This is a genomic window from Saccharolobus solfataricus (assembly GCF_900079115.1).
Taxonomy (GTDB): Archaea; Thermoproteota; Thermoprotei_A; order Sulfolobales; family Sulfolobaceae; genus Saccharolobus; species Saccharolobus solfataricus.
The window spans coordinates 1,222,457-1,243,792 of record NZ_LT549890.1 but is presented as its reverse complement, the minus strand read 5'-3'; the positions used below and the strand labels follow the sequence as shown (position 1 = coordinate 1,243,792).

Annotated in this window: 21 protein-coding genes and 1 pseudogene; 8 read left to right on the top strand and 14 right to left on the bottom strand. The window is 36.6% G+C overall.

The annotated features are described in order from the left end of the window. Window positions 1-306: 306 nt before the first annotated feature. Window positions 307-1,608 (top strand): phosphomethylpyrimidine synthase ThiC, encoded by a 1,302-nt coding sequence (gene thiC, locus SSOP1_RS06995; protein ID WP_010923318.1) that lies wholly within the window; start codon window positions 307-309, stop codon window positions 1,606-1,608. Window positions 1,609-1,650: 42 nt separating this feature from the next. Further along, window positions 1,651-2,652 (top strand): ketol-acid reductoisomerase, encoded by a 1,002-nt coding sequence (ilvC, locus tag SSOP1_RS06990; protein ID WP_010923317.1) that lies wholly within the window; start codon window positions 1,651-1,653, stop codon window positions 2,650-2,652. Here ilvC and SSOP1_RS06985 read toward each other — a convergent pair. Both SSOP1_RS06985 and SSOP1_RS06980 read right to left on the bottom strand, forming a co-directional pair. Then, complete coding sequence (locus SSOP1_RS06985) at window positions 2,649-3,260, bottom strand: 3'-5' exonuclease family protein (protein ID WP_010923316.1); 612 nt, start codon at window positions 3,258-3,260, stop codon at window positions 2,649-2,651. The genes ilvC and SSOP1_RS06985 overlap by 4 nt on opposite strands. 367 nt (window positions 3,261-3,627) lie before the next feature. Further along, window positions 3,628-4,479: a hypothetical protein gene (locus SSOP1_RS06980; protein ID WP_010923315.1), complete on the bottom strand. Its 852-nt coding sequence runs from the start codon at window positions 4,477-4,479 to the stop codon at window positions 3,628-3,630. 93 nt (window positions 4,480-4,572) lie between these two features. Between SSOP1_RS06980 and SSOP1_RS06975 the strand changes: the two genes are divergently transcribed. Continuing rightward, window positions 4,573-5,466 carry an ABC transporter ATP-binding protein gene (locus tag SSOP1_RS06975; RefSeq protein ID WP_010923314.1) on the top strand — a complete coding sequence of 298 codons (894 nt, stop codon included), beginning with the start codon at window positions 4,573-4,575 and terminating at the stop codon, window positions 5,464-5,466. Further along, window positions 5,459-6,292, top strand: coding sequence for an ABC transporter permease (locus SSOP1_RS06970; RefSeq protein ID WP_010923313.1), 834 nt, complete (start codon window positions 5,459-5,461; stop codon window positions 6,290-6,292). Before SSOP1_RS06975 ends, SSOP1_RS06970 begins: the two co-directional genes overlap by 8 nt. A 29-nt stretch (window positions 6,293-6,321) precedes the next feature. On the opposite strand, the gene SSOP1_RS06965 is transcribed toward SSOP1_RS06970, so the two are convergent. The 4 genes from SSOP1_RS06965 to SSOP1_RS06950 form a co-directional block, all read right to left on the bottom strand. Then, the gene (locus SSOP1_RS06965; RefSeq protein WP_063492791.1) at window positions 6,322-7,536 is read right to left on the bottom strand and encodes an RNA-guided endonuclease InsQ/TnpB family protein; all 1,215 of its coding nucleotides are present in this window, start codon (window positions 7,534-7,536) and stop codon (window positions 6,322-6,324) included. Window positions 7,537-8,068: 532 nt separating this feature from the next. Further along, a complete protein-coding gene (locus SSOP1_RS06960) occupies window positions 8,069-8,869 on the bottom strand; it encodes a transcriptional regulator PaaX (RefSeq protein WP_010923308.1) in 801 nt (266 codons plus the stop codon). Between the two features lie 72 nt (window positions 8,870-8,941). After that, complete coding sequence (locus SSOP1_RS06955; RefSeq protein ID WP_010923307.1) at window positions 8,942-10,531, bottom strand: benzoate-CoA ligase family protein; 1,590 nt, start codon at window positions 10,529-10,531, stop codon at window positions 8,942-8,944. Window positions 10,532-10,600: 69 nt separating this feature from the next. Next, window positions 10,601-11,305 carry a 1,2-phenylacetyl-CoA epoxidase subunit PaaC gene (locus tag SSOP1_RS06950; RefSeq protein WP_010923306.1) on the bottom strand — a complete coding sequence of 235 codons (705 nt, stop codon included), beginning with the start codon at window positions 11,303-11,305 and terminating at the stop codon, window positions 10,601-10,603. Between the two features lie 103 nt (window positions 11,306-11,408). Here SSOP1_RS06950 and SSOP1_RS06945 point away from each other — a divergent pair, with 103 nt between their 5' ends. After that, complete coding sequence (locus SSOP1_RS06945; RefSeq protein WP_048054210.1) at window positions 11,409-12,176, top strand: 1,2-phenylacetyl-CoA epoxidase subunit PaaC; 768 nt, start codon at window positions 11,409-11,411, stop codon at window positions 12,174-12,176. Between the two features lie 10 nt (window positions 12,177-12,186). Then, complete coding sequence (locus SSOP1_RS06940) at window positions 12,187-12,990, top strand: enoyl-CoA hydratase/isomerase family protein (RefSeq protein WP_010923304.1); 804 nt, start codon at window positions 12,187-12,189, stop codon at window positions 12,988-12,990. A 152-nt stretch (window positions 12,991-13,142) separates the two neighbouring features. On the opposite strand, the gene SSOP1_RS06935 is transcribed toward SSOP1_RS06940, so the two are convergent. From SSOP1_RS06935 to SSOP1_RS06915, 5 genes are all read right to left on the bottom strand, one after another. Further along, window positions 13,143-13,544, bottom strand: a complete 402-nt coding sequence (locus SSOP1_RS06935; RefSeq protein WP_010923303.1) for an alpha-E domain-containing protein — start codon at window positions 13,542-13,544, stop codon at window positions 13,143-13,145. Then, window positions 13,534-14,334, bottom strand: a complete 801-nt coding sequence (locus SSOP1_RS06930) for a transglutaminase family protein (RefSeq protein WP_010923302.1) — start codon at window positions 14,332-14,334, stop codon at window positions 13,534-13,536. Before SSOP1_RS06930 ends, SSOP1_RS06935 begins: the two co-directional genes overlap by 11 nt. Next, window positions 14,319-15,647, bottom strand: a complete 1,329-nt coding sequence (locus tag SSOP1_RS06925; RefSeq protein WP_231918233.1) for a circularly permuted type 2 ATP-grasp protein — start codon at window positions 15,645-15,647, stop codon at window positions 14,319-14,321. Before SSOP1_RS06925 ends, SSOP1_RS06930 begins: the two co-directional genes overlap by 16 nt. 228 nt (window positions 15,648-15,875) lie before the next feature. Then, window positions 15,876-16,613 carry a CorA family divalent cation transporter gene (locus SSOP1_RS06920; protein ID WP_010923300.1) on the bottom strand — a complete coding sequence of 246 codons (738 nt, stop codon included), beginning with the start codon at window positions 16,611-16,613 and terminating at the stop codon, window positions 15,876-15,878. 79 nt (window positions 16,614-16,692) lie between these two features. Beyond that, the gene (locus SSOP1_RS06915; protein WP_063492790.1) at window positions 16,693-16,887 is read right to left on the bottom strand and encodes a hypothetical protein; all 195 of its coding nucleotides are present in this window, start codon (window positions 16,885-16,887) and stop codon (window positions 16,693-16,695) included. 1,140 nt (window positions 16,888-18,027) lie between these two features. Here SSOP1_RS06915 and SSOP1_RS06910 point away from each other — a divergent pair. Next, on the top strand, window positions 18,028-18,732 hold the full coding sequence (locus tag SSOP1_RS06910) for a helix-turn-helix domain-containing protein (RefSeq protein ID WP_063492789.1): 705 nt from the start codon (window positions 18,028-18,030) through the stop codon (window positions 18,730-18,732). A gap of 321 nt (window positions 18,733-19,053) precedes the next feature. Here SSOP1_RS06910 and SSOP1_RS06905 read toward each other — a convergent pair whose 3' ends face one another. Both SSOP1_RS06905 and SSOP1_RS06900 read right to left on the bottom strand, forming a co-directional pair. After that, window positions 19,054-19,497 carry a hypothetical protein gene (locus SSOP1_RS06905; RefSeq protein ID WP_063492788.1) on the bottom strand — a complete coding sequence of 148 codons (444 nt, stop codon included), beginning with the start codon at window positions 19,495-19,497 and terminating at the stop codon, window positions 19,054-19,056. An 83-nt stretch (window positions 19,498-19,580) separates the two neighbouring features. Beyond that, window positions 19,581-19,832 (bottom strand): hypothetical protein, encoded by a 252-nt coding sequence (locus SSOP1_RS06900; RefSeq protein ID WP_063492787.1) that lies wholly within the window; start codon window positions 19,830-19,832, stop codon window positions 19,581-19,583. A 117-nt stretch (window positions 19,833-19,949) separates the two neighbouring features. Between SSOP1_RS06900 and SSOP1_RS06895 the strand changes: the two genes are divergently transcribed. Beyond that, complete coding sequence (locus SSOP1_RS06895; protein ID WP_014511406.1) at window positions 19,950-21,002, top strand: ISH3-like element ISC1359 family transposase; 1,053 nt, start codon at window positions 19,950-19,952, stop codon at window positions 21,000-21,002. A 193-nt stretch (window positions 21,003-21,195) separates the two neighbouring features. Here SSOP1_RS06895 and SSOP1_RS16310 read toward each other — a convergent pair. Further along, window positions 21,196-21,330: pseudogene (locus SSOP1_RS16310) on the bottom strand (transposase); the annotation flags it as partial. Window positions 21,331-21,336 lie beyond the last annotated feature (6 nt).

Below are 21,336 nucleotides of genomic sequence, written 5' to 3'. Positions count from 1 at the left end.
AGTTTAAATTCTTCCTTCAAACCACTCTCGTTAAGTAGTAACTGTGTAACGAAAATTTTGATGAAGATTAAGAATTGTTAGATTTTCTCTTCCTCTTTCAACATCTAAATCGTATGCTGAATTGAAAATAAGCTAATGCTGTATATGACTTAATACTAAATTAACAAAATTATTGTTCACAATAGAGGAGAAGGATGAAAAATACTACGTAGTGATGATTCAAATTGAATAGTTCTAGCTACTAGGAGATTCTCCCATCTTATAGTATATAGTAAGGTTTATAACTCACTTATATGAATATTTCTTATGGCCATAATAGAGGAAGCAAGAAGTGGCCAAATAACAGACGAGATGAAGGAAATTAGTAAGCTTGAGGGAATTCCAGTAGAGAAGGTGCGAAATAGGATAAGTGAGTGTAAAATAATCCTAATTAGGAACGCTAAGTATCCTAGCAAAAAGTTGGTGCCAATTGGTAAAGGGTTGACCACTAAAGTTAACATAAACATTGGAACGTCGGATGAAGTTGTAAATCTACAAATGGAGTTGGAGAAGGTAAAGGTTGCTAATAGGTGGGGAGACACACTAATGGATCTATCGACTGGAGGTGATTTAGATGACATAAGGAGGGAGATAATAAGGGCGTCTGAATTGCCTGTTGGTACAGTACCAGTTTATCAAGTTTTCATAGAGTCCTTTAAGAAGAAATCTGGTGGTGCGTATTTCACTGAGGATGAATTACTGAGTACTGTGGAGAAGCACTTAAAGGATGGAGTAGCCTTTATGACAATTCACGCTGGGATAACTAAGGAATTAGCCATAAGGGCGTTGAAGAGCAATAGGATAATTCCAATAGTATCAAGGGGAGGGGATATGATAGCTGGTTGGATGATACACAATAATTCTGAAAATCCATATAGGAAGCACTGGGGCTACTTACTGGAGATGTTTAAGGAATATGACGCAGTGATTTCATTAGGTGATGCATTGAGACCTGGAGCAACGGGGGATGCTCATGATGAATTTCAAGTTGGTGAACTTTTGGAAACGGCCAGACTGGTTAAAAGTGCGTTAAAGGAGGGTGTGCAAGTAATGGTAGAAGGTCCGGGACACGTACCATTAAATGAAATAGCATGGGATGTGAAATTGATGAAGAAGTTAACTGGTGGTGTACCATATTATGTTTTAGGTCCTTTGCCGATAGATGTCGGTGCACCATACGATCACATAGCCTCTGCAATAGGTGCTGCAATATCATCAGCTGCTGGTGCAGATCTATTGTGCTATTTGACTCCAGCCGAACATTTGGGATTGCCAACTGTTAAACAAGTTGAGGAAGGGGCAATTGCTTACAGAATTGCAGCTCACGCTGGTGATGTGGTTAAGTTAGGGAGAAGAGTTAGGAAATGGGATGATGAGGTTAGCTATTATAGGGGTAAGTTAGAGTGGGATAATATGATTTCTAGGCTCATAGATCCCCAAAGAGCTTATCAAGTCTACACTCAGTTTGGTATTCCGAAGGTTAAAGCGTGTACTATGTGTGGTGGATATTGTCCAATGATGTGGGCAATGGATCAAGTGAGGAAGATAGGTTCTTCTTCATCCTTATAAGTACGGATTCATATTTTTATTTTCGTACTCCAGTACTTTTTTATGGATAAAACAGTTTTAGATGCGAATTTAGATCCGTTAAAGGGAAAGACAATAGGTGTAATTGGTTACGGCAATCAAGGAAGGGTTCAAGCTACTATCATGAGGGAAAATGGTCTAAACGTTATTGTAGGAAATGTTAAGGATAAATATTATGAATTGGCTAAGAAAGAAGGATTTGAAGTTTACGAGATAGATGAAGCAGTGAGGAGGTCCGATGTCGCGTTGCTTTTAATTCCAGATGAAGTAATGAAAGAAGTTTATGAAAAGAAGATAGCTCCAGTTTTACAAGGGAAAAAGGAGTTCGTGTTAGATTTTGCAAGCGGGTATAATGTAGCTTTTGGGCTCATTAGACCCCCTAAAAGTGTTGATACTATAATGGTTGCTCCCAGAATGGTTGGGGAGGGGATTATGGATTTGCACAAGCAAGGTAAAGGTTACCCTGTACTGTTAGGAGTTAAACAAGATGCGTCTGGAAAGGCGTGGGACTACGCTAAAGCAATAGCTAAGGGTATAGGTGCGATACCAGGTGGGATTGCTGTGATTTCCTCATTTGAGGAGGAGGCGTTATTGGACTTAATGAGTGAGCACACTTGGGTACCAATACTATTTGGGGCAATAAAGGCTTGTTATGACATTGCCGTAAAGGAATATGGAGTATCTCCAGAAGCTGCGTTATTGGAGTTTTACGCTTCTGGAGAGTTAGCGGAAATCGCTAGACTAATTGCTGAAGAGGGAATATTTAACCAAATGGTGCATCACAGTACTACTAGCCAATACGGTACTTTAACAAGAATGTTCAAGTATTATGACGTGGTAAGGAGAATTGTTGAGAATGAAGCTAAGTATATATGGGATGGTAGTTTCGCTAAGGAGTGGTCTTTGGAGCAACAAGCTGGTTATCCAGTATTCTATAGATTATGGGAATTAGCTACGCAGAGTGAAATGGCTAAGGCTGAAAAGGAGTTATATAAGCTTCTGGGAAGAAAGGTTAAAAATGATTAGATCTTCTCTTTTTCAAAGATCTTACTGGCAGAGTAGAGTGTTAAAAGTTTAGCTTTGTTACGCTTAAGGATACTTTCGTAGTCCTTTTTTATGTATAACTCCTTTACTTGCGAACCTCTTGAGGGAATTCTAGGTACCTTATATCCAGTGGTTCTCAATATGTAGCTGAATCTCTCCCAACTCATACCCTTAATTTTCATCTTATTATAAGGTAGCATTGCTTGAAGATAATCTATTACGACTAAGCTACTCCATAATAAGTTCAATTCTGAAACTGTTCCTATTGAGTACTCTATTCCCTTCTGTGTTAAAATCGGTATGTCAAAGCGTAAGATGTTGAAACCCACTACAAATAATCTTTCGAGGATTTTGCTTTTCCCGCTAAAGAAGTTCAAGTTGTTTGATCCAACTTCACTAATTTTTCCCTTTAAGTATTCATAAAATTTCGTAATCATTTCTTTTTCATTACCCAGATCCCATTCCGTGAAGAAGCGGAAATCTTTTCTCTTATTAATGTGGTCAATTTCCATGACTCCAATTACTATGATCTTTTCATTTTGAAAGGGCAAAAATTGGCGGAAGGTGTCAATGGTTAATAGTAGTCTCATCTAATATATTCCTTGGTTAGAGAGTATAAAAAAATAGCTAAGGTTTGAGGAATTTTAACTCATTTATGAGCTCGTTTCAGATTACGTTAGCAAAAGAGTAGTGGGCATAGTATTTATGGACAGTTAGTTTTAAATAATATTAGTATAAGTTACAAATTTATTGAGCTTTATTGAGCTTTCACGATAGTTTTTTACGTAAATTGTACATATAATGATTAATTGAAAGCAGTGATAATGAATGCAAGTATTTAAAATGAGTGAAATTTCTTTCCGCATCCTTAATTCAATAAAATAGGATTGATCTCGGTACAAAATAATAATAGAATATTAATGTAAACAGTTCTTTTTTTAAAGAAAAAAGAAAAAATTATAATTCTTTCAATATCTCGCTTAAGCTTATTTCTTGATGAGATATTACAGCAACGCCGTAATTCTCTTGTTTGTTTATCCCTATCATCACGAATAGGCTCTTGTTATCGTAAGTGGCACTTATTGAATAGATTACGACAGTAGCGTTATTATAAACAACTTTCCCTGCAACAGTAAAGTTACCTATGGTTATATTGAAGTACTTCAAAAGTTTAGTCACGTTACTGAAGTTACCAGTACCCTTCAATATTAGTTGGCTATTTGATGAAAGTAATTGAAAACTACCGTAAGATGTGTTACCATAGGCTATTACATTGCTGGATGGTTGAGGTGCAGATACCTTCTGTGAGGTGTAAAGATACTTTAGGAGAAATAGGGTAGTGTTGACGCTAGCGTTGTCCTTAATAATATAAAAGTAATATCCATCAAATCCAAACGCGGTAGTGTTCTTATAATCATAAAGTAAGGTATTATATTGACCGTAAATAAAGCCATTTTTCACTAGCGTTTTGTTTATTATTGTGAATGCAAATGACGACAAGGGAGTGGAAGCCTTAAAATAGCCTATTGTTGCGAAGGTGTTATTAAATGATATGAAATTTGTTGTACCATTACCAATTATTTGAGATGCCAGTGATAACGCAAGTGTTGTATTAGTATTATTAACATAATATAGGATGAAATTGGTTACAGGTGAGATGTTGTACGTATGTATTTCACCTAATGTAGTGTAGTGGAATGCGTCAGCCGTAGAGTTTTCTTGAGTGGTCGAATGCGTGCTGGCGAAGACTACAATGAACGCAGAGACTACAATAATAACTGTTAAAATAATGGGTATTTTCGCATTCATACATTATAGTCTTTTGGTTAACAAATAAACTTTTTGCAAACACGCTATTACACACGCTTTTAAACAGGATTATGAATTATTATATATAGTAAAATGATCGTTGTAAGCAATATTGTCAAGAAATACGGCAATAAAATAGCCTTAGATAATGTCTCATTAGAGGTTAAGAAAAGGGAATTCGTCTCACTTATAGGCCCCAATGGTGCGGGAAAAACCACACTTATCCGAATCCTACTCACTCTCATGAAGCCAGATAGGGGAGAAGTGCAAATACTTGGGGAAAATCCTTTCAAGAGTAAGAGAATCTTTAAGGAAGTCGGCTACGTTCAAGAAATTCCCAATTACCCACCATTTCTTACTGGAAAGCAAGTGCTAGAACTTTCAGCTAAGATAAGGGGAGTGGACAAAAGTGAGGTGAATAGGGTTTTGGAATTTGTTGAAATGGAGAATTACGCAAATAATCCCATAGTTAAGTACAGTAAGGGAATGGTTCAGAGAATAGCAATTGCTGAAGCCTTGCTTGGGAATCCCTCTATTCTAATAATGGATGAGCCAAATATGGGAATTGACCCTATCTTTTCTCTGAAGACAAGAGAGCTACTAAACAAGTTGAAGAGAAAAGATAACGTATCCATTTTGATGACATCTCACGAGTTAGAGGATGTAAAGAAGCTATCTGATAGAATATTCATGATATATAAGGGGAAGATAGTTTTTAGTGGTACTGTTGAGGATATGGTTAAGGAGTTTTTAGGTATACAAGTAGTAGTAGAAACGGACGAAATTGAAAAGGCCGAGGGAGTGCTAAAGGGGATAGAATACGTTAAAGGAATATTTAACGATGGGAATAGATTAATAGCCAAACTTAATGAGGATAGGAGAGAGGAATTGTTAAAGGATTTGGTTACAAGTGGTGTTAAGGTAAAGGGTTTCTATATTGACCTAAACCTGGAAGAGGCTTACATGAGGGCATTAGGAAATGTTTGAGATCATGCTTTACGAGTGGAGAAGGGCAATAGCTAGGAAAAAGGTCATAGTACTATCTATAATAACGTTCATCTTTGAACTCGGCATTTACTTAGCAATATATTTAGTACCTTCAAAGTCACTGAAGACATTAATAATTCCCCTATCTCCCTATTTATGGGCTCTTGGGGTACTATTACCACAAGTCCTCCTAATACACTTCTTAGCAATATCGATAGCTTCTGGATCAATGGCAGAAGAATATGAACAAGGAACAGTAGATTATTTCATATCAAAACCAATAACTAGGTTGAGATTTGTTATGGAGAAGTGGCTTGGTTCATTCTCCTTACTTTTAATTATTTACCTATTCATGGTAGTGCTTGCCTTAGTCCTTTCATCTCTTCTCTTTGGAGTACAAAGTGATTTAATACTATTACCAGAGCTCTTCTCTTCAGTAGTATTCTCAACATTAGTCTTCCTAAACATCGCCTTTGCAATAGGTGAAATACTGAGGAGGAGTAATCTATCCTTTACAATTAGTGGATTCATCTTAATAGCCTCAATAATAGTATCTGACGTACTCGTCTTCGTGTCTTTATTAACCAACAATAGAAGCTACGAGATGATTTCAGAGTATCTACCAACGTGGGGTTCCACTGAGTTACCATTTATGCTACTACAGAACTCACCATTCTCAACAATAGCTAGGGGACTGAACATTCTGCCTTCCATAAGTAATAATGTGGGGTTAGCTATTGTGTCGATTGTGGTATATTCCCTTGTTCCATTGGTTTTATCCATAATAAACTTCTTGGGGAGAGATATACCGAAGAAGGTAAGTTAGTAAGATATTTTTCTCCCTATACTGGTGAACTACCCTCCCCTAACGGACAAGGCTTCCTGCTTCATAGCCCCACCTTGCCAGCGGTAGAAGGCAGAGCTCCACACTGAGGGTCGTTCCGACCCCGATCTACGTAAGATGTTGAGAGAAGCATTATAGTCACGGTCTACTATCCAACCGCATTTAGGACAAACAAACACGCGGTCGAAGAGAGTTAAATCTTCCCTGACGTATCCGCATCTAGCACAAGTCATCGACGTGTATGCTGGATCGACGAGAGTGAACTTCTTACCGTATTTTATTAGTTGATACTCCAGTATCGTCCTAAACTCGTAAAAACCAACATCGTGAAGCCTCCTCCTCACCTTGAGAGACTTACCAACCAGCTTCTTAACGCTAATATCCTCCATTACCACGATATCGTAGTATTCTGCAAAATACTTACCGAGCTTCATGTAAATATCTTTCCTCAAGTTCTTCACGTGCTCATAAACCCTAGCCAACTTAACCTTAGCTTTGAACCAGTTATGAGAGAGGAATCTCTTCCTCGAAAGAGACCTATGAAGTTCCCTTACCTTGGTTAAGGCCCTCTCAAAAGGCTTCAGGTTAGGGAAATACTGACCATCGGAGGTAGTTACGAGTTTCTCAATTCCCACGTCGATCGCGACAACTTTTCCAGTAGATGGAAGGGCCTTGAACTCGTAATCAACCACGAAAATGATGTATATTCTCCCAGACGGCTCTAACTTCACTATGATTCTCTTCACCTTATCTAGAGGGAAGTCCCTGTGTACTATCACGTTGAAGACTCCTAGATGAGATAGGTAGAGCTTCATTAACTTCTTCTTGTGATTACTCTTTCTTCTTATTTCCCTTAAGCTCAACACTTTCCATCCCGATTGAGAGTAAACTAGCGAGTAGTACTTGTGCGGTTTCTTTTCTCTTGGAAAGCGTGCTAGCCCGTCCATAAACCTCTTCTTAGCCTCGTAAAAACGATCTACTATCTGTTGAACAACTTGTGAGTGAAGTTGTTTGTACTCCTCATCCTGCTTTCTTAAGTCAAGGGCCATCTGTCTTAACTCCGTCTGTGTAAGTCCTTTCCCATCCCTTTGGTAGAAATAGGTGTCTGCCCAACGTAGGGTGTTATATACCTCACATGCTAGCCTCAACTGGGCTTTTAACGCCCTCAATGCTTGTTCGTTAGTATAAGCGCGGAAGCGGAATCCTACGTCAGACGTTAATTGTATATCTGTAGTTCTTAATATTTAAAATATAAGGGGCTATCCATCCCTTACAGAAGGGTCTTCCGCCCCCTTAACCCCCATTAAGATAAAGTCTAACGTTAATGGTTTTCAGTGCACTGCTAATTTCTCACTGCCCTAGAAGGGGCAAGGCTTTCAGTATTTTGTAATGTCGAGAAGTGGTTCAACGGAACGCTTAACTCATTTTTTATTATTGACTGCCAAGAGGTGTTTTGAACCATATTTTCCCTAAAAAGATTAACGTAATAGATAGGACAACATTACAATGCCCGCAGGATATTTTTTCAAACACACAAGGAATTATCTTTAACATATCCTTATAGGAGAATGGTGAAGATAAGCTTGGATTCTTCATATCGAGGGATTTCATGATACTAATTTGACACAAAAATATGGGACAATACAAAAAAAGCTATATTTAATTTAATACTATTGCTAAATAAGATATAAGAAGTAAAATTGTTTAATTTAAGAAAATTAGTATATACTAAACTTTTTTAAATGATAGCATAAAGTTTTATGGCTCATACACCTTGTAAAAGAACTCATTTGCCTTTGGTGTTAATTCCTCTCTCAGTTTCATGAAGAGGTCATATGCCTTATAACCTATCCAATTCTGGGGCAATAAATCTTCTGGTAAATCAGGGTCTATATTTAGAAATTTTCTATATTCATGGACTAATTCTATCCTAGTTACAAACGCTTCATTACTTTTCATGGAGTTGACCTTTTTAAGCATTGGAGACCATTCTTCTAAAAAAGACTTGTAAGCTTGTTCGACTTCAACTAAATTCCAACATCTTTCTACCAAATGATTAGGTTGATCTAAATAATCTGCCACAAAAATGTCTACCTTCACGCTATTGGTCGAGTTGTAGAGATCATTGATAAATTTCCTTAACGTATCTTCAATAGGATTTGGTGATATCCATGTTGACTGAGCTAGCATTCCAAATCCTAACCATTTTAGCTCTCTCCTCAATCTATCTCTTACCTCCCTGTTATTTTCTGGAATGTTATACACTACTATCCTCCATTTGCCATCCCATCTTCTTCTAGTCTTTTCATAGACTCTCCTAGTTCCTTCTAGTAATCTCAACAGCCCTTTTTCAGACAATTTATATCTTATTTTCTTATCTTTTCCCCTTTCAGAGACTATTAAACCGGCTTTCTTCATTCTGTGTAAACCAGCTCTAATCGCACCTTCTGAAAAACCAAATTCTTTAAGAATAATAATCAAGCTTTTGGAACTTATCGTTCCTCCCGCATCTTTTATGTAATCTCCATACAATGTAAAGAATAACGATTGTATCTTCATTAATAATAACCTCTAAATAAATACTAAAAAATTTTCTTGGGTATTATAAGTACTATGATAGCTGTAAAAATTTTATTTTACTTCACCCAGTCTAAATTTATACCTTTGTATTTTACCAGTTGCAGTCTTTGGAATCTCATTTACGAATCTTATTTCCTTAGGAACCTTGTAATGGTCCAGTTTTTCTTTAAGATAATCTTTAATGTTATTAGCTAATTCCTCACTAGGAGAGTATCCTTGTTTTAAGGTGACAAATGCTACTACTTTTATCAATCCCACCTCATCTGGTAGACCTACTACTGCAGCTTCCAAAATTGCTGGATGAGATAACAATACCGCCTCGACTTCTATTGGAGAGACCCATAATCCGGAAGTTTTAATCATATCATCAGATCTTCCAACATAATAATAGTAACCATCCTCGTCCCTAAAGAACTTATCCCCAGTTCTAAACCAAAACCCTACCATGTTCCTTCTAGTAGCCTCATAATCACGCCAGTAAAACATGGCTATACTATCTCCTTTTACGTAAAGATCGCCTACTGTCTTAGGGGGTACCTCATTACCGTTTTCGTCAACAATTTTCACTTCATAACCAGGAACTACTTTTCCGCTACTACCAGCTTTACAGTTCCCCGGAATATTAGAAATGTAAATATGAAGCGCTTCAGTGGATCCAATACCATCTACGATCTCTATCCCATACCTTTCCTTCCATCTATTAAATATCGCAGGAGGCAAAGGTTCTCCCGCAGAAACACAGAACCTTAAGCTGCTTAGATCGTAATTTTTCCACTCTTCTACTTGCAACATTGCATTATATAAAGTAGGTACACCAAAGAAAATAGTTGGTTTGTACTTATGTATCGTTTCTAAAACTCTTTTGGGTTCCACTCTTTCCGGCATTAGAATTACTGAAGCACCATTTCCAAAAGCAAAATAAGATCCATTACCTAATCCATATGCGAAGAATAATTTAGAAGCGCTAAATAACCTATCTCTTTCTGTAATCTTAAGTATATTTTTTACGAAAGTATTAAGAACTACGAGAATATCTTTATGCAAGTGAAGTGCTGCCTTAGGATGTCCGGTAGTACCCGACGTATATAACCAAAAAGCCATATCGTTTGGCGACGTCTTTTCAGCCTCCAGCTTTACTGAAGCCTTTGATACAAGCTCCGTATATGATGATTGAGGTATGTATTGCGTACTTTCAATCTTCTCCATCATATTGTACATACCCGGTAAGATAATTACATGCTTAAGTTTAGTGGTCTTGTTCTTAATGGATTGTGATAACTTATTCCAAATCTCTGGTTCTACTACAAGCACTTTTGCTTCAGTATCCTCTAGGAAAAATAGGTATTCTTCTGGCTTTAGATATGTGTTGACTGGTACTGGTATCGCACCTATTTTCACGGCACCATAGAACGTTGATATGAAATAAGGACTATCATATGAGATCATTAGGATCCTATTTTCTTTCTCTATACCTAGGTCTTTCAATGTATTACCTACCCTATTAATTTCATCAATCAACCTTCTATATGTCCAAATTTCATTCCTATAATATATTGCAATTCTTTTATCTGATTCACTATTATCGTACCTTGAAAATAGTTCATCTGTGATGTTTAAAATTTTCCGATGCTGGCTTGTCATTATTATTTAATTTTTTAAACCAATTTATATAGTTTACGCTGTTAATGTTATACGTAAAAATCTCGTACTTTACTTCAGTACAACATTATAGTGGAGTGCCTTATCGTAATTTACTTCATTATATCCACATTTTTTCAGTTCCTCATTAGTTGTTTTTATATAACCATTTATTAAATCGTTTTTAGTTAGATCCGAAATATTCAGATCTCTCAAATGGGTTTCGTTTAATGACCATGTCATGTGTAACATCTCTACCGCTCTAGGGAACCAGAAGTTAATTGCACCTTGCATTCTATTCTTATTTTGGTAATTTCTTAGTTCATTTTGTGAGAAAAATATATGAGACTCTTCTTCCTTAATCATACTAGACGCTAGGGTTGATAGGGGTTCGAATGAACAGTCTTTAAGAATTTTTAGCTGATATAGCCCAGCTCCATCTACTAGGAATGTGAATGCAATAACGTCTTCCCAATTAAATAATGGTAAGTTCGATACTTCTAATTTATGGATTCCCAACCTCGCATTACTAATCCTCTCAATTACGTCTTTAACTTTGAACTCCTCTAACAATCTTACCAGTTGCCATCCGTGATTTAGCTCATCTGAAACCAGTTTGGCTACAAATAATCTACTATCAACCGTTGGGGCATTTACTAGCCATGGAGAATATTGCTCTACCATTGCAAGCTCAAAATCAGCTCTTAGTTCGATTATGTTTACTAGTGTATTTGTTAAATCTTGTGGAACTTCCTTCACACTCCTTAATTTTTGCATGTTCTCTCATTTAATATCTAATTTTTAGAATCTTTTATGCTTTTCGCTTTTTCATGTCTACGTATAGAAAACGTTATATATCTAAATGTGTAAGTATATATCGATGATTCCCGTGGAATATAAGAAACCTAAGAGAGTTATTGGATGGGGAGATTACAAGGGTTTAAGGAAATTTGAATCAATATACGATTTACCCTTTGAAGCAGTAGATGTTTTGTTAAAGCTACTTACAGTTCAAGGAGATACAGAGTTCGCATCGATTGAACAGCATATGCCGTGGTTATTCCACGCACCTAAGTTATCAGATAGAGTAACAATTTCTAGGATTATGGTTGATGAAATGAGGCATGGTTGGCAAGTTATTCAATTACTAAAGGAATTCGGGGAAGAAGGTAAGAAAATAGCCGAAAATCTATTGTGGACTAGAATGGGTAGGCATAAGCTTGATGCGTTTAATATTCCTTTTAATATGTGGGAGGACACATTAGGTTTTACGTTTTTAATAGACAGGGTAGGTTTATATCAACTACTAGCCTTCGAGGATTCCAGTTTTGGTCCACTTTCAAGAATAATTCCTACAATGCTAATGGAAGAGGAATTTCACATTAATTTTGGATATACTGGCATAAAGAGACTAGTTGAAGAGGGAAAAAGGGATTTAGCACAAGCATTAATAAATAAATGGTTCCCTAGAGGTTTAGATATGTTTGGACACTCTAAGTCATATACTATAGACTTAGCTTATAAGTATGGGATAAAGAGAATGAGGAATGATGAAATGAGGCAATTATACATAAAAGATGTCGCAGAATTAATCGCACCCTTAGGTTTAGAGTTACCAGATGTGAATAGGAATAGAAGAATATTTTAGGTGATAGTTCATGGGTTTAACTGAATTGACTCCAAAATATTTCAAAATAGAAGTCGAAGATGGAGTGGGGATAATAAGATTAAATAGACCACCAGCTAATGCACATAATCTGGAAATGTTAAGAGAATTGGATAACATTATTGTGGAGTCACGTTTTGATGAAAATGTAAAAGCGTTAATTATAACTAGCGCAATTCCCAGATTTTTCTCTGCAGGATTTGATATAAATGAAATAAAGGATAAATCACCAGAATACATAGGGCTCTCAAGTCAGTTTAGCAAAGAGGTCATGTTAAGAATGATGTCAACAAAGAAATTGATAATAGCCAGCATAAATGGCCATTGTATGGGTGGGGGCTTAGAACTGGCACTTGCTTGTGATTTGAGGTTCGGTGCCAATGATGAGAATATTAAATTTGGAATGCCAGAAGTAGCCAATTTAGCTTTAATCCCAGGTGAGGGAGGAACTCAGTTTTTAGCTAGATTAGTTGGAAGATCGAAGGCTATATATCTAATGATAACCGGCAAGACACTTTCTCCTAAAGAGGCTTATGATTTAGGTATCCTAGACAAGTTAGTAGAGCCAGAAAAACTATTTGAAGAGTCATTAGAGTTTGCTAGGCAAATATCTAGAGGTCCATCATTAGCAGTGGGATTTGCAAAATTAGCAGTTAATGAAGGAATGGATTTGCCGTTGTATAATGCTTTTGCTCTGGAGAGAGAAATGCAGAATCAAGCTCTGGCTTCAGAGGATGCTAAGGAAGGCGCTAGAGCTTTCTTCGAGAAAAGAAGACCTAATTTTAAAGGGAAGTGAAACTTCCTAACCTCATAAGATTTTTATATTCCAGATTTGATACAATTGGTAATTTTAGATTGTAATTATTAAAGTTAATATTTACTATTATTTTAATATTATCTCAGTATTCTCCAGTTCATCTTAAGATAAAAGAAATCCACATACCGACGTTATTCTGGCTGATTTTCCTGCTGTGGTCTAATCCTCATCTCGCTCCTAACCTCTACAAAGAACTTCTCAAAGCTATTTCCAACGTTATATACTCCATTAAGTAGTTGCGTAAAGTAACTTTGTAAATCGGATTTGTCAGAGTCTATCAGAAACTCAAGTGTATTCACTTGAATAATTACCTTCTCATCCGCAAAACTTCTAACGTTCTCCCTTAAGTACTGGAAAGAAGTTTTAACATAATTTATCAATTCATACTCGTTATCAAATCCAAGTTGTTTAGCTACAGTGTTAATATTTAACCCGTTATTAATGGCTAGTAACGACATCCTACATATGTTCTCTATTCTTTCCAAATACCTTCCAGCCCAGTAAATCTTATACGCAATACTTTTAGGAAGCACTTTTCTCCACCTTTATTCTTACTTCCTTAAGCCATCCCCTTCCAGAACTAACGAAAAACCCTATCACTGGACTTACATCATTGAAGTCCCTACCAACTGCGAACTTTATATAATCTAAATTGTAAAACCTACCTCTAGTAGGATCAACATCTATGTACGTACCATCTGGAGTTAACACTTCAACCCAAGCGTGAGTTGCTCTTGGATTATCATTAACTACTCCCATTACATATCTAGCTGGAATACCTAGAGCTCTAAGTAATCCTAACGTGATGTGAGTATAATCTTGACAAACTCCATAACCCAAACTATACGCTTCAAATGCCGTAGTATTGATGTTGGTTATTCCGGGCTTATATATAATCTTCTTTCTCACGAAATTAACTATTGTTTCTATTACTTCTCCAAGTGTCTTTAAACTCTTTGTTAGCTCCTTAGCTATTTTCTGGAATTGTTCTGGATCAACTAATCTTGTTGGTAAAAGGAACTCATTGAAGCCGTAATTGTACGGGAACTCATAATCTGTCTTTATTACTTTTTTATCCAGTGTCACTACACTTTTGGAATAAATTTCCAACCTTCTATGTAATTCTTGAACCTTTATCTTATACACAATGTTTCCAAATATATCTACATAAGACGTTTTGTAACCATTAGGTATAGTTCCAACCTCGTGTGATATTAGCACTTGATTATCCCCGTTATATGGTACAATCTTCAGCGTATTCTCGTTTGATATCACATCAGCCTCGTATTCGTAAATGCTAATATACTCTACTTTATAATCCATAGAGGCTTCACCATCCCTCCAGACGAGTTATTTGTTATCCTACTTCCCATTATTCCCACTCTACTTAAAACTGCACTGGCAACCTTATCGTAGTAAGTGAAGATTCTCATATCAGCATAGGTCTCGTAAAAGGAATCGTTAACCACAGAAATAACTGTGTCAAAGTCCAGAACTTCTTGCGCTATAAAGTTCTCATACTCCTTATATATCTCCTTTAAAACATTTATGTTATCGTCCTTAACTATTGCCAAACCAATACCCCCGTAACCCTCCCTTTTCTTTATAACATATCTCGTAGGCTGGGTAATAACTTTCTCTAGATTCTCCTTTTCGTAAAGACAAATGGTATATGGTTGTATAACGTTTTCTAGTTTAATTCCATACTTTTCAGCCAAATATGGTATCCATACAAACGTTGCCTTATCATCAGCTACCCCAGTTCCCGGCGCGTTAGCTAATGTTACCCAACCCCTCAAATAGGCTTTCATCAATCCCGGGGTTAAATAGTCCAAATCTTCAATTCTTCTGTAAATTACGTCTACATGGACTTCGCCCTCATCTACGGTCCTCACTACTACCTCCTTATCCTTTACGTAAATATCGTTTGGCTCAGCCAATATTATTCCTAATTTTTCGGAAATGAACTTGTGTTCGAAATATGCTGAATTATAATTACCATCAGTTAAGATAACTATGATGGGATCTTTGTTACCGCTCACGTAACGTAGAATGTCATAAAGGTAGTCCAACCCGTTAATTTGAAGCACCCTATTATCATAACCTTCTTTTAACTCTGGCAGAAACCTATCAACATATTCAAAGGCCTTATACGAGTATGATATTCCAGATGGAATTCTCAGGTTGTCCTCTAAAATAAATGGCACACCGTTAACCCTAACTATATCGGCACCGTAAACGTGAATGTATATATCCTTTGGTGGTGAGAATCCCATCATTTCTGGCCTAAAGTATGGAGTCGTTTTCACTATCCAGTCGGGAATTGGGTTTGAACCCTCTTGGTATACTTCCCTTATGAACTTGTTAAGCACATAACTTCTAGCTACTAAATAATTTGAAATTTTGAAGAAGAGTTCAGATGTAATAATTCTAGGTATAACATCAATTGGTGTGCTTCTGTAATTTGACGAAGTGTAGAAAGTGAAACCCTCCATATAGGCTTGTAAGTTCACAATCTTGCTCAAATGAAATACTTTATCCTTAAGTTTTTCAACATTTTCTATTAATCTAGAATATATTGGATCCGTCAGAAATTCATTGTAATTATTATCCTTATTGAGCTTTCTTCTTTTCACATTTAGAGATATGTAATACAAACATTTTAAGCTTTTAAAAGGGTATCTACATAAACACTTTACTCTTAAATGAATTATATTTTACGTAAATATTTAAGTAAGAGGGAATAGTTTTTATGGCACATTATAAATTTTACATCTTTTTTTAAGGATAAATTTGCAAAAGTTCAATATCTCCATCAAAGGTTATCAGCTGTAAGTATGTAACGATTACTTTACCAGAGGATTTTATAACCACCTTATTTTCCTTAGGTAAATTACCAGAAGGATTGTTAATATTAAAACGGGAGATAAGAAGATTAAGCTCTGCCAGTTTATAAGTGTACTATATACATTTGTGAAGTCAACCGCGTATATGCTGGCAACTGCAGTTATGGGCATAAATATAAACGATATCGAGGTAAGCTTTTTGATTATCTCATTTAACTCGTTTTGGACTTCTGTGAGATAGATGTTGTACAGATCACCAGATCTAGTAACTAGCAATTCAGCTCTTTCATAATTGAACTTAACGTCCTCTACACTCTCAGCTGTGAGGAATTTGCTCAACCTTCTACTAACGTAGTATATTACTGTTGAATCTGAATAATTCGTTAATATCATCTTCCTTAACAATATTATGCGTTTTGAATCTTTTACCTTTCCAGACGTTATGAGATCGAAAAGGTTATCGAATTCTAAGAAGAGTTGAGTTCTCTTAGTACCCAATTGATATAATATTACATAGAAGATTTCGTCTAAAATTCCCAATGGGGAACAATCGTCAATCTCCTCCCTTGAGACCAGTTCGTATAGTTCCTTCGAGTGCAAAACTATTTCGCTGGTACTAAAGGTAAAATACATTGGTTTGCCATTAAGCTCAAGTCTAATGTAATATTTACCATCCTCTTCCAACACCCTATAAACATCTACATCAGATTTAGGGAAAGTATTCGGTAACTCAACGTATTGTATCTGGCACTTCATATTTTAACCCTAAATATATACCTATTTTAAGTTAATAGGAACTTTCTAGAGAGTATAAAAATCTATATTATTGGTAATTTTATCCAATAAACCTCAAGTTATAACAAATCTTTCTCTTAACCTTTAAGACTTTAGAATCTCCTTGTTTTGGAATCCATCCAAACTCTTCTAGCAAAAGGTAAACATGAATTAGTGACTCGCTAGTAGTGAAACTGGTTCGTTCTTTGTTCTTTTTTAAAAGAAATATTACCCTCTCACCCTTAAGTGTGGACAACAATTTTGTTAATTTAGTATAAATCACATAAAGTATTCAGTTATTTTCAATTCACCGTAAGATCCGAATGTTGGAAAAAGAGAAGATATCGCAACTTTTAAATCTTCTTCCAAAAATTTTATTACCCAATTGAAGTATTTGGCGAAAGTGGTATTATGGAGAATGTGAACTACCCCGCCCTCACCAGTAGATCCAAAATCATCTTACAAATATAAATTCAGATAGGATTCTCACATTATTTCTTCAAATATAAGAAAATTTTTTCTGTTTTCTTATTATTAATAATCTAAAATTTAATTATATGTATCTGATAATATAAATAAAATTGGATTTCTTTGAATTTAATGTCATTTTTAATATATGTTCATACTCAATTAACATTTTTTATATTAACTATTATAAAAAATATTACTATAGGACTAGAATTTTCCATAAATTTTGGTATAATTGAGTAAAATAATCATGTAATGCACGATAATTGGTTATTAACGGAAAGCTATTATTTTTGATAATACGATTTTGAGTCTACCGTCACAGACGGAGCATCCTCACCTCGCGATGAGGATTTCCTGCTTCTCAGATTAACCTCGATCCCCATAGCGGAGGTTCCATCAAACCGTTCTGCAATGCCCGATATGGAATAGAGGTTACGGAGGGTTTGCTCTCCACAGACTTAAGATCCCCCAGTCCCATAGGTACGACCCAGCTCTCTCAGCCAAGGTCAGATTCGTTTTTATTACTTCTTGGTAATAAACTTTTCCAGAGCTATCCATCCCCTACCTCACAGAAGGGGAATTACGCCCCTTTAACCCCCATCAAGGTTAAACTAAGTTTCGAATGAACGAAGTTATTGTCCACACTCTGAAATTTGACCGTAAGATTTACTACTGAACGCCCCATTTTTGCAATTCTGTCTTTATAAGATTTTCATTATGTTAAAGGAAAAAGTATCAGCTTCTTTGACGAATACAAATCTTTTATAATATTCATTATGTAAAATAAAAATATTTAGTTGATAGATGAAATTCACATTACAACTATTCGATCGTTTATGGTAAGTTACCAAAAACTATACTCAAGTCTAACGTAATTAAATGTCCTAAACTATTATATATTTTTAAAAATAATATACTTTTAATTGTGTCACTATTTAACTTGTCACTAGTGACTTTTGAAATAGATCACGAGGATTGTTGGAGTAAACTCACGTCAAGTTTTCCTGTACAAGTAAAGACGATTTTTGCAAAACCGAGTAAGGGAAAAGACTACATTTTAGGAATGGACGAAGTTAAAACATATAACAGAAGAGTATTTAAGGATTTTTTAAAATCGTTCAAGAAAGAGAAGAGCATTTACGAGATTATACAAATCTTAGAGTTGGACAGTAGGAGGGGGATTTATAGAATATTGTTTAAAGAAAGGTATGAGAACATGATCATGAGTATCATAGAAAATTATATGACGCTCTATATAAAAGATTTAATAAAAGAAGGTAATGAAAGATTATTACTAATTATGCCTTCAAGCGACGTTACAACACTGAAGAGGGATTTGGAATCGATAGGGAAGATCCATTACTTTAATGCTAAACTTGTAAACTTTAATGACTTCGTACCCACATTCTTCGATCTTTCTGAGCAAGAAAGGAATGCAGTACTTAAAGCCATAAGACTAGGGTATTATGAATATCCTAGAAGAATAAACCTAGAGGAATTAGGAAAGATCATGGGAATATCAAAACCCACGTTGGAGGAGTATTTAAGGAAAGCCGAAAAGAAGATTATGTCTAAAATATTTAGGGAGTTCTACCAACAAGATCTACTCTACAAGTCTTCAGATTATTAAGTTATAGATATTCTGTTTTGAAAATTTTCGGATAAAGTGCATATCTCCATACAAGTATGAATCCTTACTTATAAATTATATGTTACATAAATACCCATATGGATGAACCCTCAGATTCTCTAAAAGCACTTGATGAGACGTTGTCCGATTTGAGCAAAATTGAAAACCATTATAATTACAGCATTTCAGATTATACTATTCTTCATTATATTTAAGTATAAAAAATAATATAATATGTATTAATAAGGGGAAATACAGATAATTGTACAATTTTGCAATAAAATTTGCCATAACAACAAGTAAACACGTAAACGAACCTCGTTAATTAACGAGTACCTTCGTCCTAATCCTCGTCGAAAGAATTTCGAGATCACGATAGAAGTTAAGGAAGAATACCTCCATAACCACTCCCCTTAAGGTTGTAGACGAAGCCTTACCTTCCCTAATCTCAACACCACTACCCTCAACCGGAAGCCTAGCACTACCAACACCCTTAACTAAGACGTCCTCCCTAAAAATCCAAGCCCTATCAGCCATTAACTTAACGTTATCAAATGAAAAGGCTAGATCACTCAAATTAGCCAATCCAACCTTGAAGCCCCTAACGAAATTAGTCCTCCTTTCCACAAGATTACAGACCTTAAACCCGAAGTAGGACTTACCGTGCTTCCTACCCCAACTACCCTTATACTTCCTAAAGGCCGTGAAGTTCTTGAGCTTGGAAGTAGTATAACCCATGAGGAGAAAAACGTCATTGAACCCCATCTCCTTAAGGTCAAGTAAGACCTTCTCAAGACCGTTTTGAAGACTCCTCTTTCCGGGGTAGGCCTCACGGAAGAATGTGTCAATTATGTGGTAGTCCTCGAACCTATCGTTTTTTCTCTCCCAACTTCAAGTTCAAAGCCCTTTTCCCTATACTCGCTGATCACCTTGTCCAAAGCCTTGTTTAACTCATCCATCAGTGTTGTTCTCATCGTCTCGCCCTCTTGAATAACTGTTTGTTGTAGTTTCTTGTAGAAGAAGAATACTGTGCTCTTTGGTGGAACTTTCCCGCCCAAGAAGTCCATAAAACTCTTACTGTCCCTAATTTCTCCCTCCAAGTCAGTATGGGAATCTCATTTTTTGCGTAAAAAACGAGATGAATGAAATACAGAAAAAGTTGAGAGGATGAGAATTTCTGGAGAAAAGTTTGTATATACGAGGGCGAACCTGAATATATGAAACATGAGAATACAACTAAACCGGCGAAGTTCAACCGGGACTTCGCCAGGTCCGCCCTCAAGATAATTTACTCGGTCCTCACTAAAATACTTTTCCCTGAGGAACTCCTCAGTGCCTTGCTTAAGGCGAGTGGGAGCTACTTGAGCAGATTGGGGAAAGATGGGAGAAGAGCGTTGAGAAAGTTGAACGCGGTTCAAGTTGAGGACGTGAGGGATGCGTTGAGGAAGATGGGGAGGATGACGTTAAGGGGAGTCAGGGACAGGAGGGTAGCGGTGGACTTCCATGCCATACCTCAATACCACGCTGACAAGAGTTTCTTGAGTAGGATAAAGCCAACTAAGGGGACATCGTGGGGACTGGTTCAAGCTGCGATCTTCCTCCTGGGGAGGAAGAGGAGCTTCTTGGACGTGATCCCAGTGACCGTGAAGAACGTAGCTGAAGGTTTCAAGGCGGTGATGGAGGTAATCGTGAAGGAGTTGGAGGAGGACAAGCTGAGGCTCGTCATGGTCTTCGCGGACAGGGAGTTCGCGGTGAACGAAGTGATTAGATACCTCTTGGAGTTGGGCTTGGACTTCGTCATATCTGCCAAGGCCCAGATGTACAAGAAGTACAAGGGGATGTTGCAAGATGTGGATGTGAGTTTTGGCGGAGTTAGATATACTGGATTTCTCTGCGTGAGACATGGGAGTGGAGCTTATCTCATTATTCTGAGGAAGGAAGACGACAAGATTATTGCCTTCCTCGTGAGGAAGGAGATGGATCTTTATGATGCCATACTCCTTGCCGAGATGTATAGGGAGAGGTGGGGGATTGAGAATGCTTTTCGCTCTCTTGAGGAGTTCAGGATCAGGACTAGGACTTGTGACGTGAGGAAGGAACTGGTTCTCGTTCTGCTTTCCTATCTTCTCTTGAATGTCTGGTTCTTGATCCGCTCTTGGAGGAAGGTAAAGTTGTGGGAGTTCTCGGTCTCCCTCTCGAATCTCCTCGATCGGGAGGTAAGAGTGGAACAAGGACGCGCGTTCCGTGAAGTGAAGACGCCATTCCCCTAGACTCCAGCTAACCCTATGCACCTCCTTCCAGCTACGTGAAATTAATTCCATATATTTATATTCTGCTATTGAAAACTGACTTATTAACTGTCATTTTCATAAAATATATGCAGTTATATTTGAATAAAACTGGTGCGGTTCAATCTTACATATATTATCATTTATATCAGAAAAATGAGATTCCCATACTGAAGTTATTCCAAGAGATGTCGAAAACGAACTTGATTAGGAGGACTTTGAGGAGTAAGATGACGTCCCACTTGGGCTTCTTGGAGTAAAGGGACTTAAGCTTACTCCTAAACGTTTCCCAAGGGAAGGATTTATCTATTAGCAC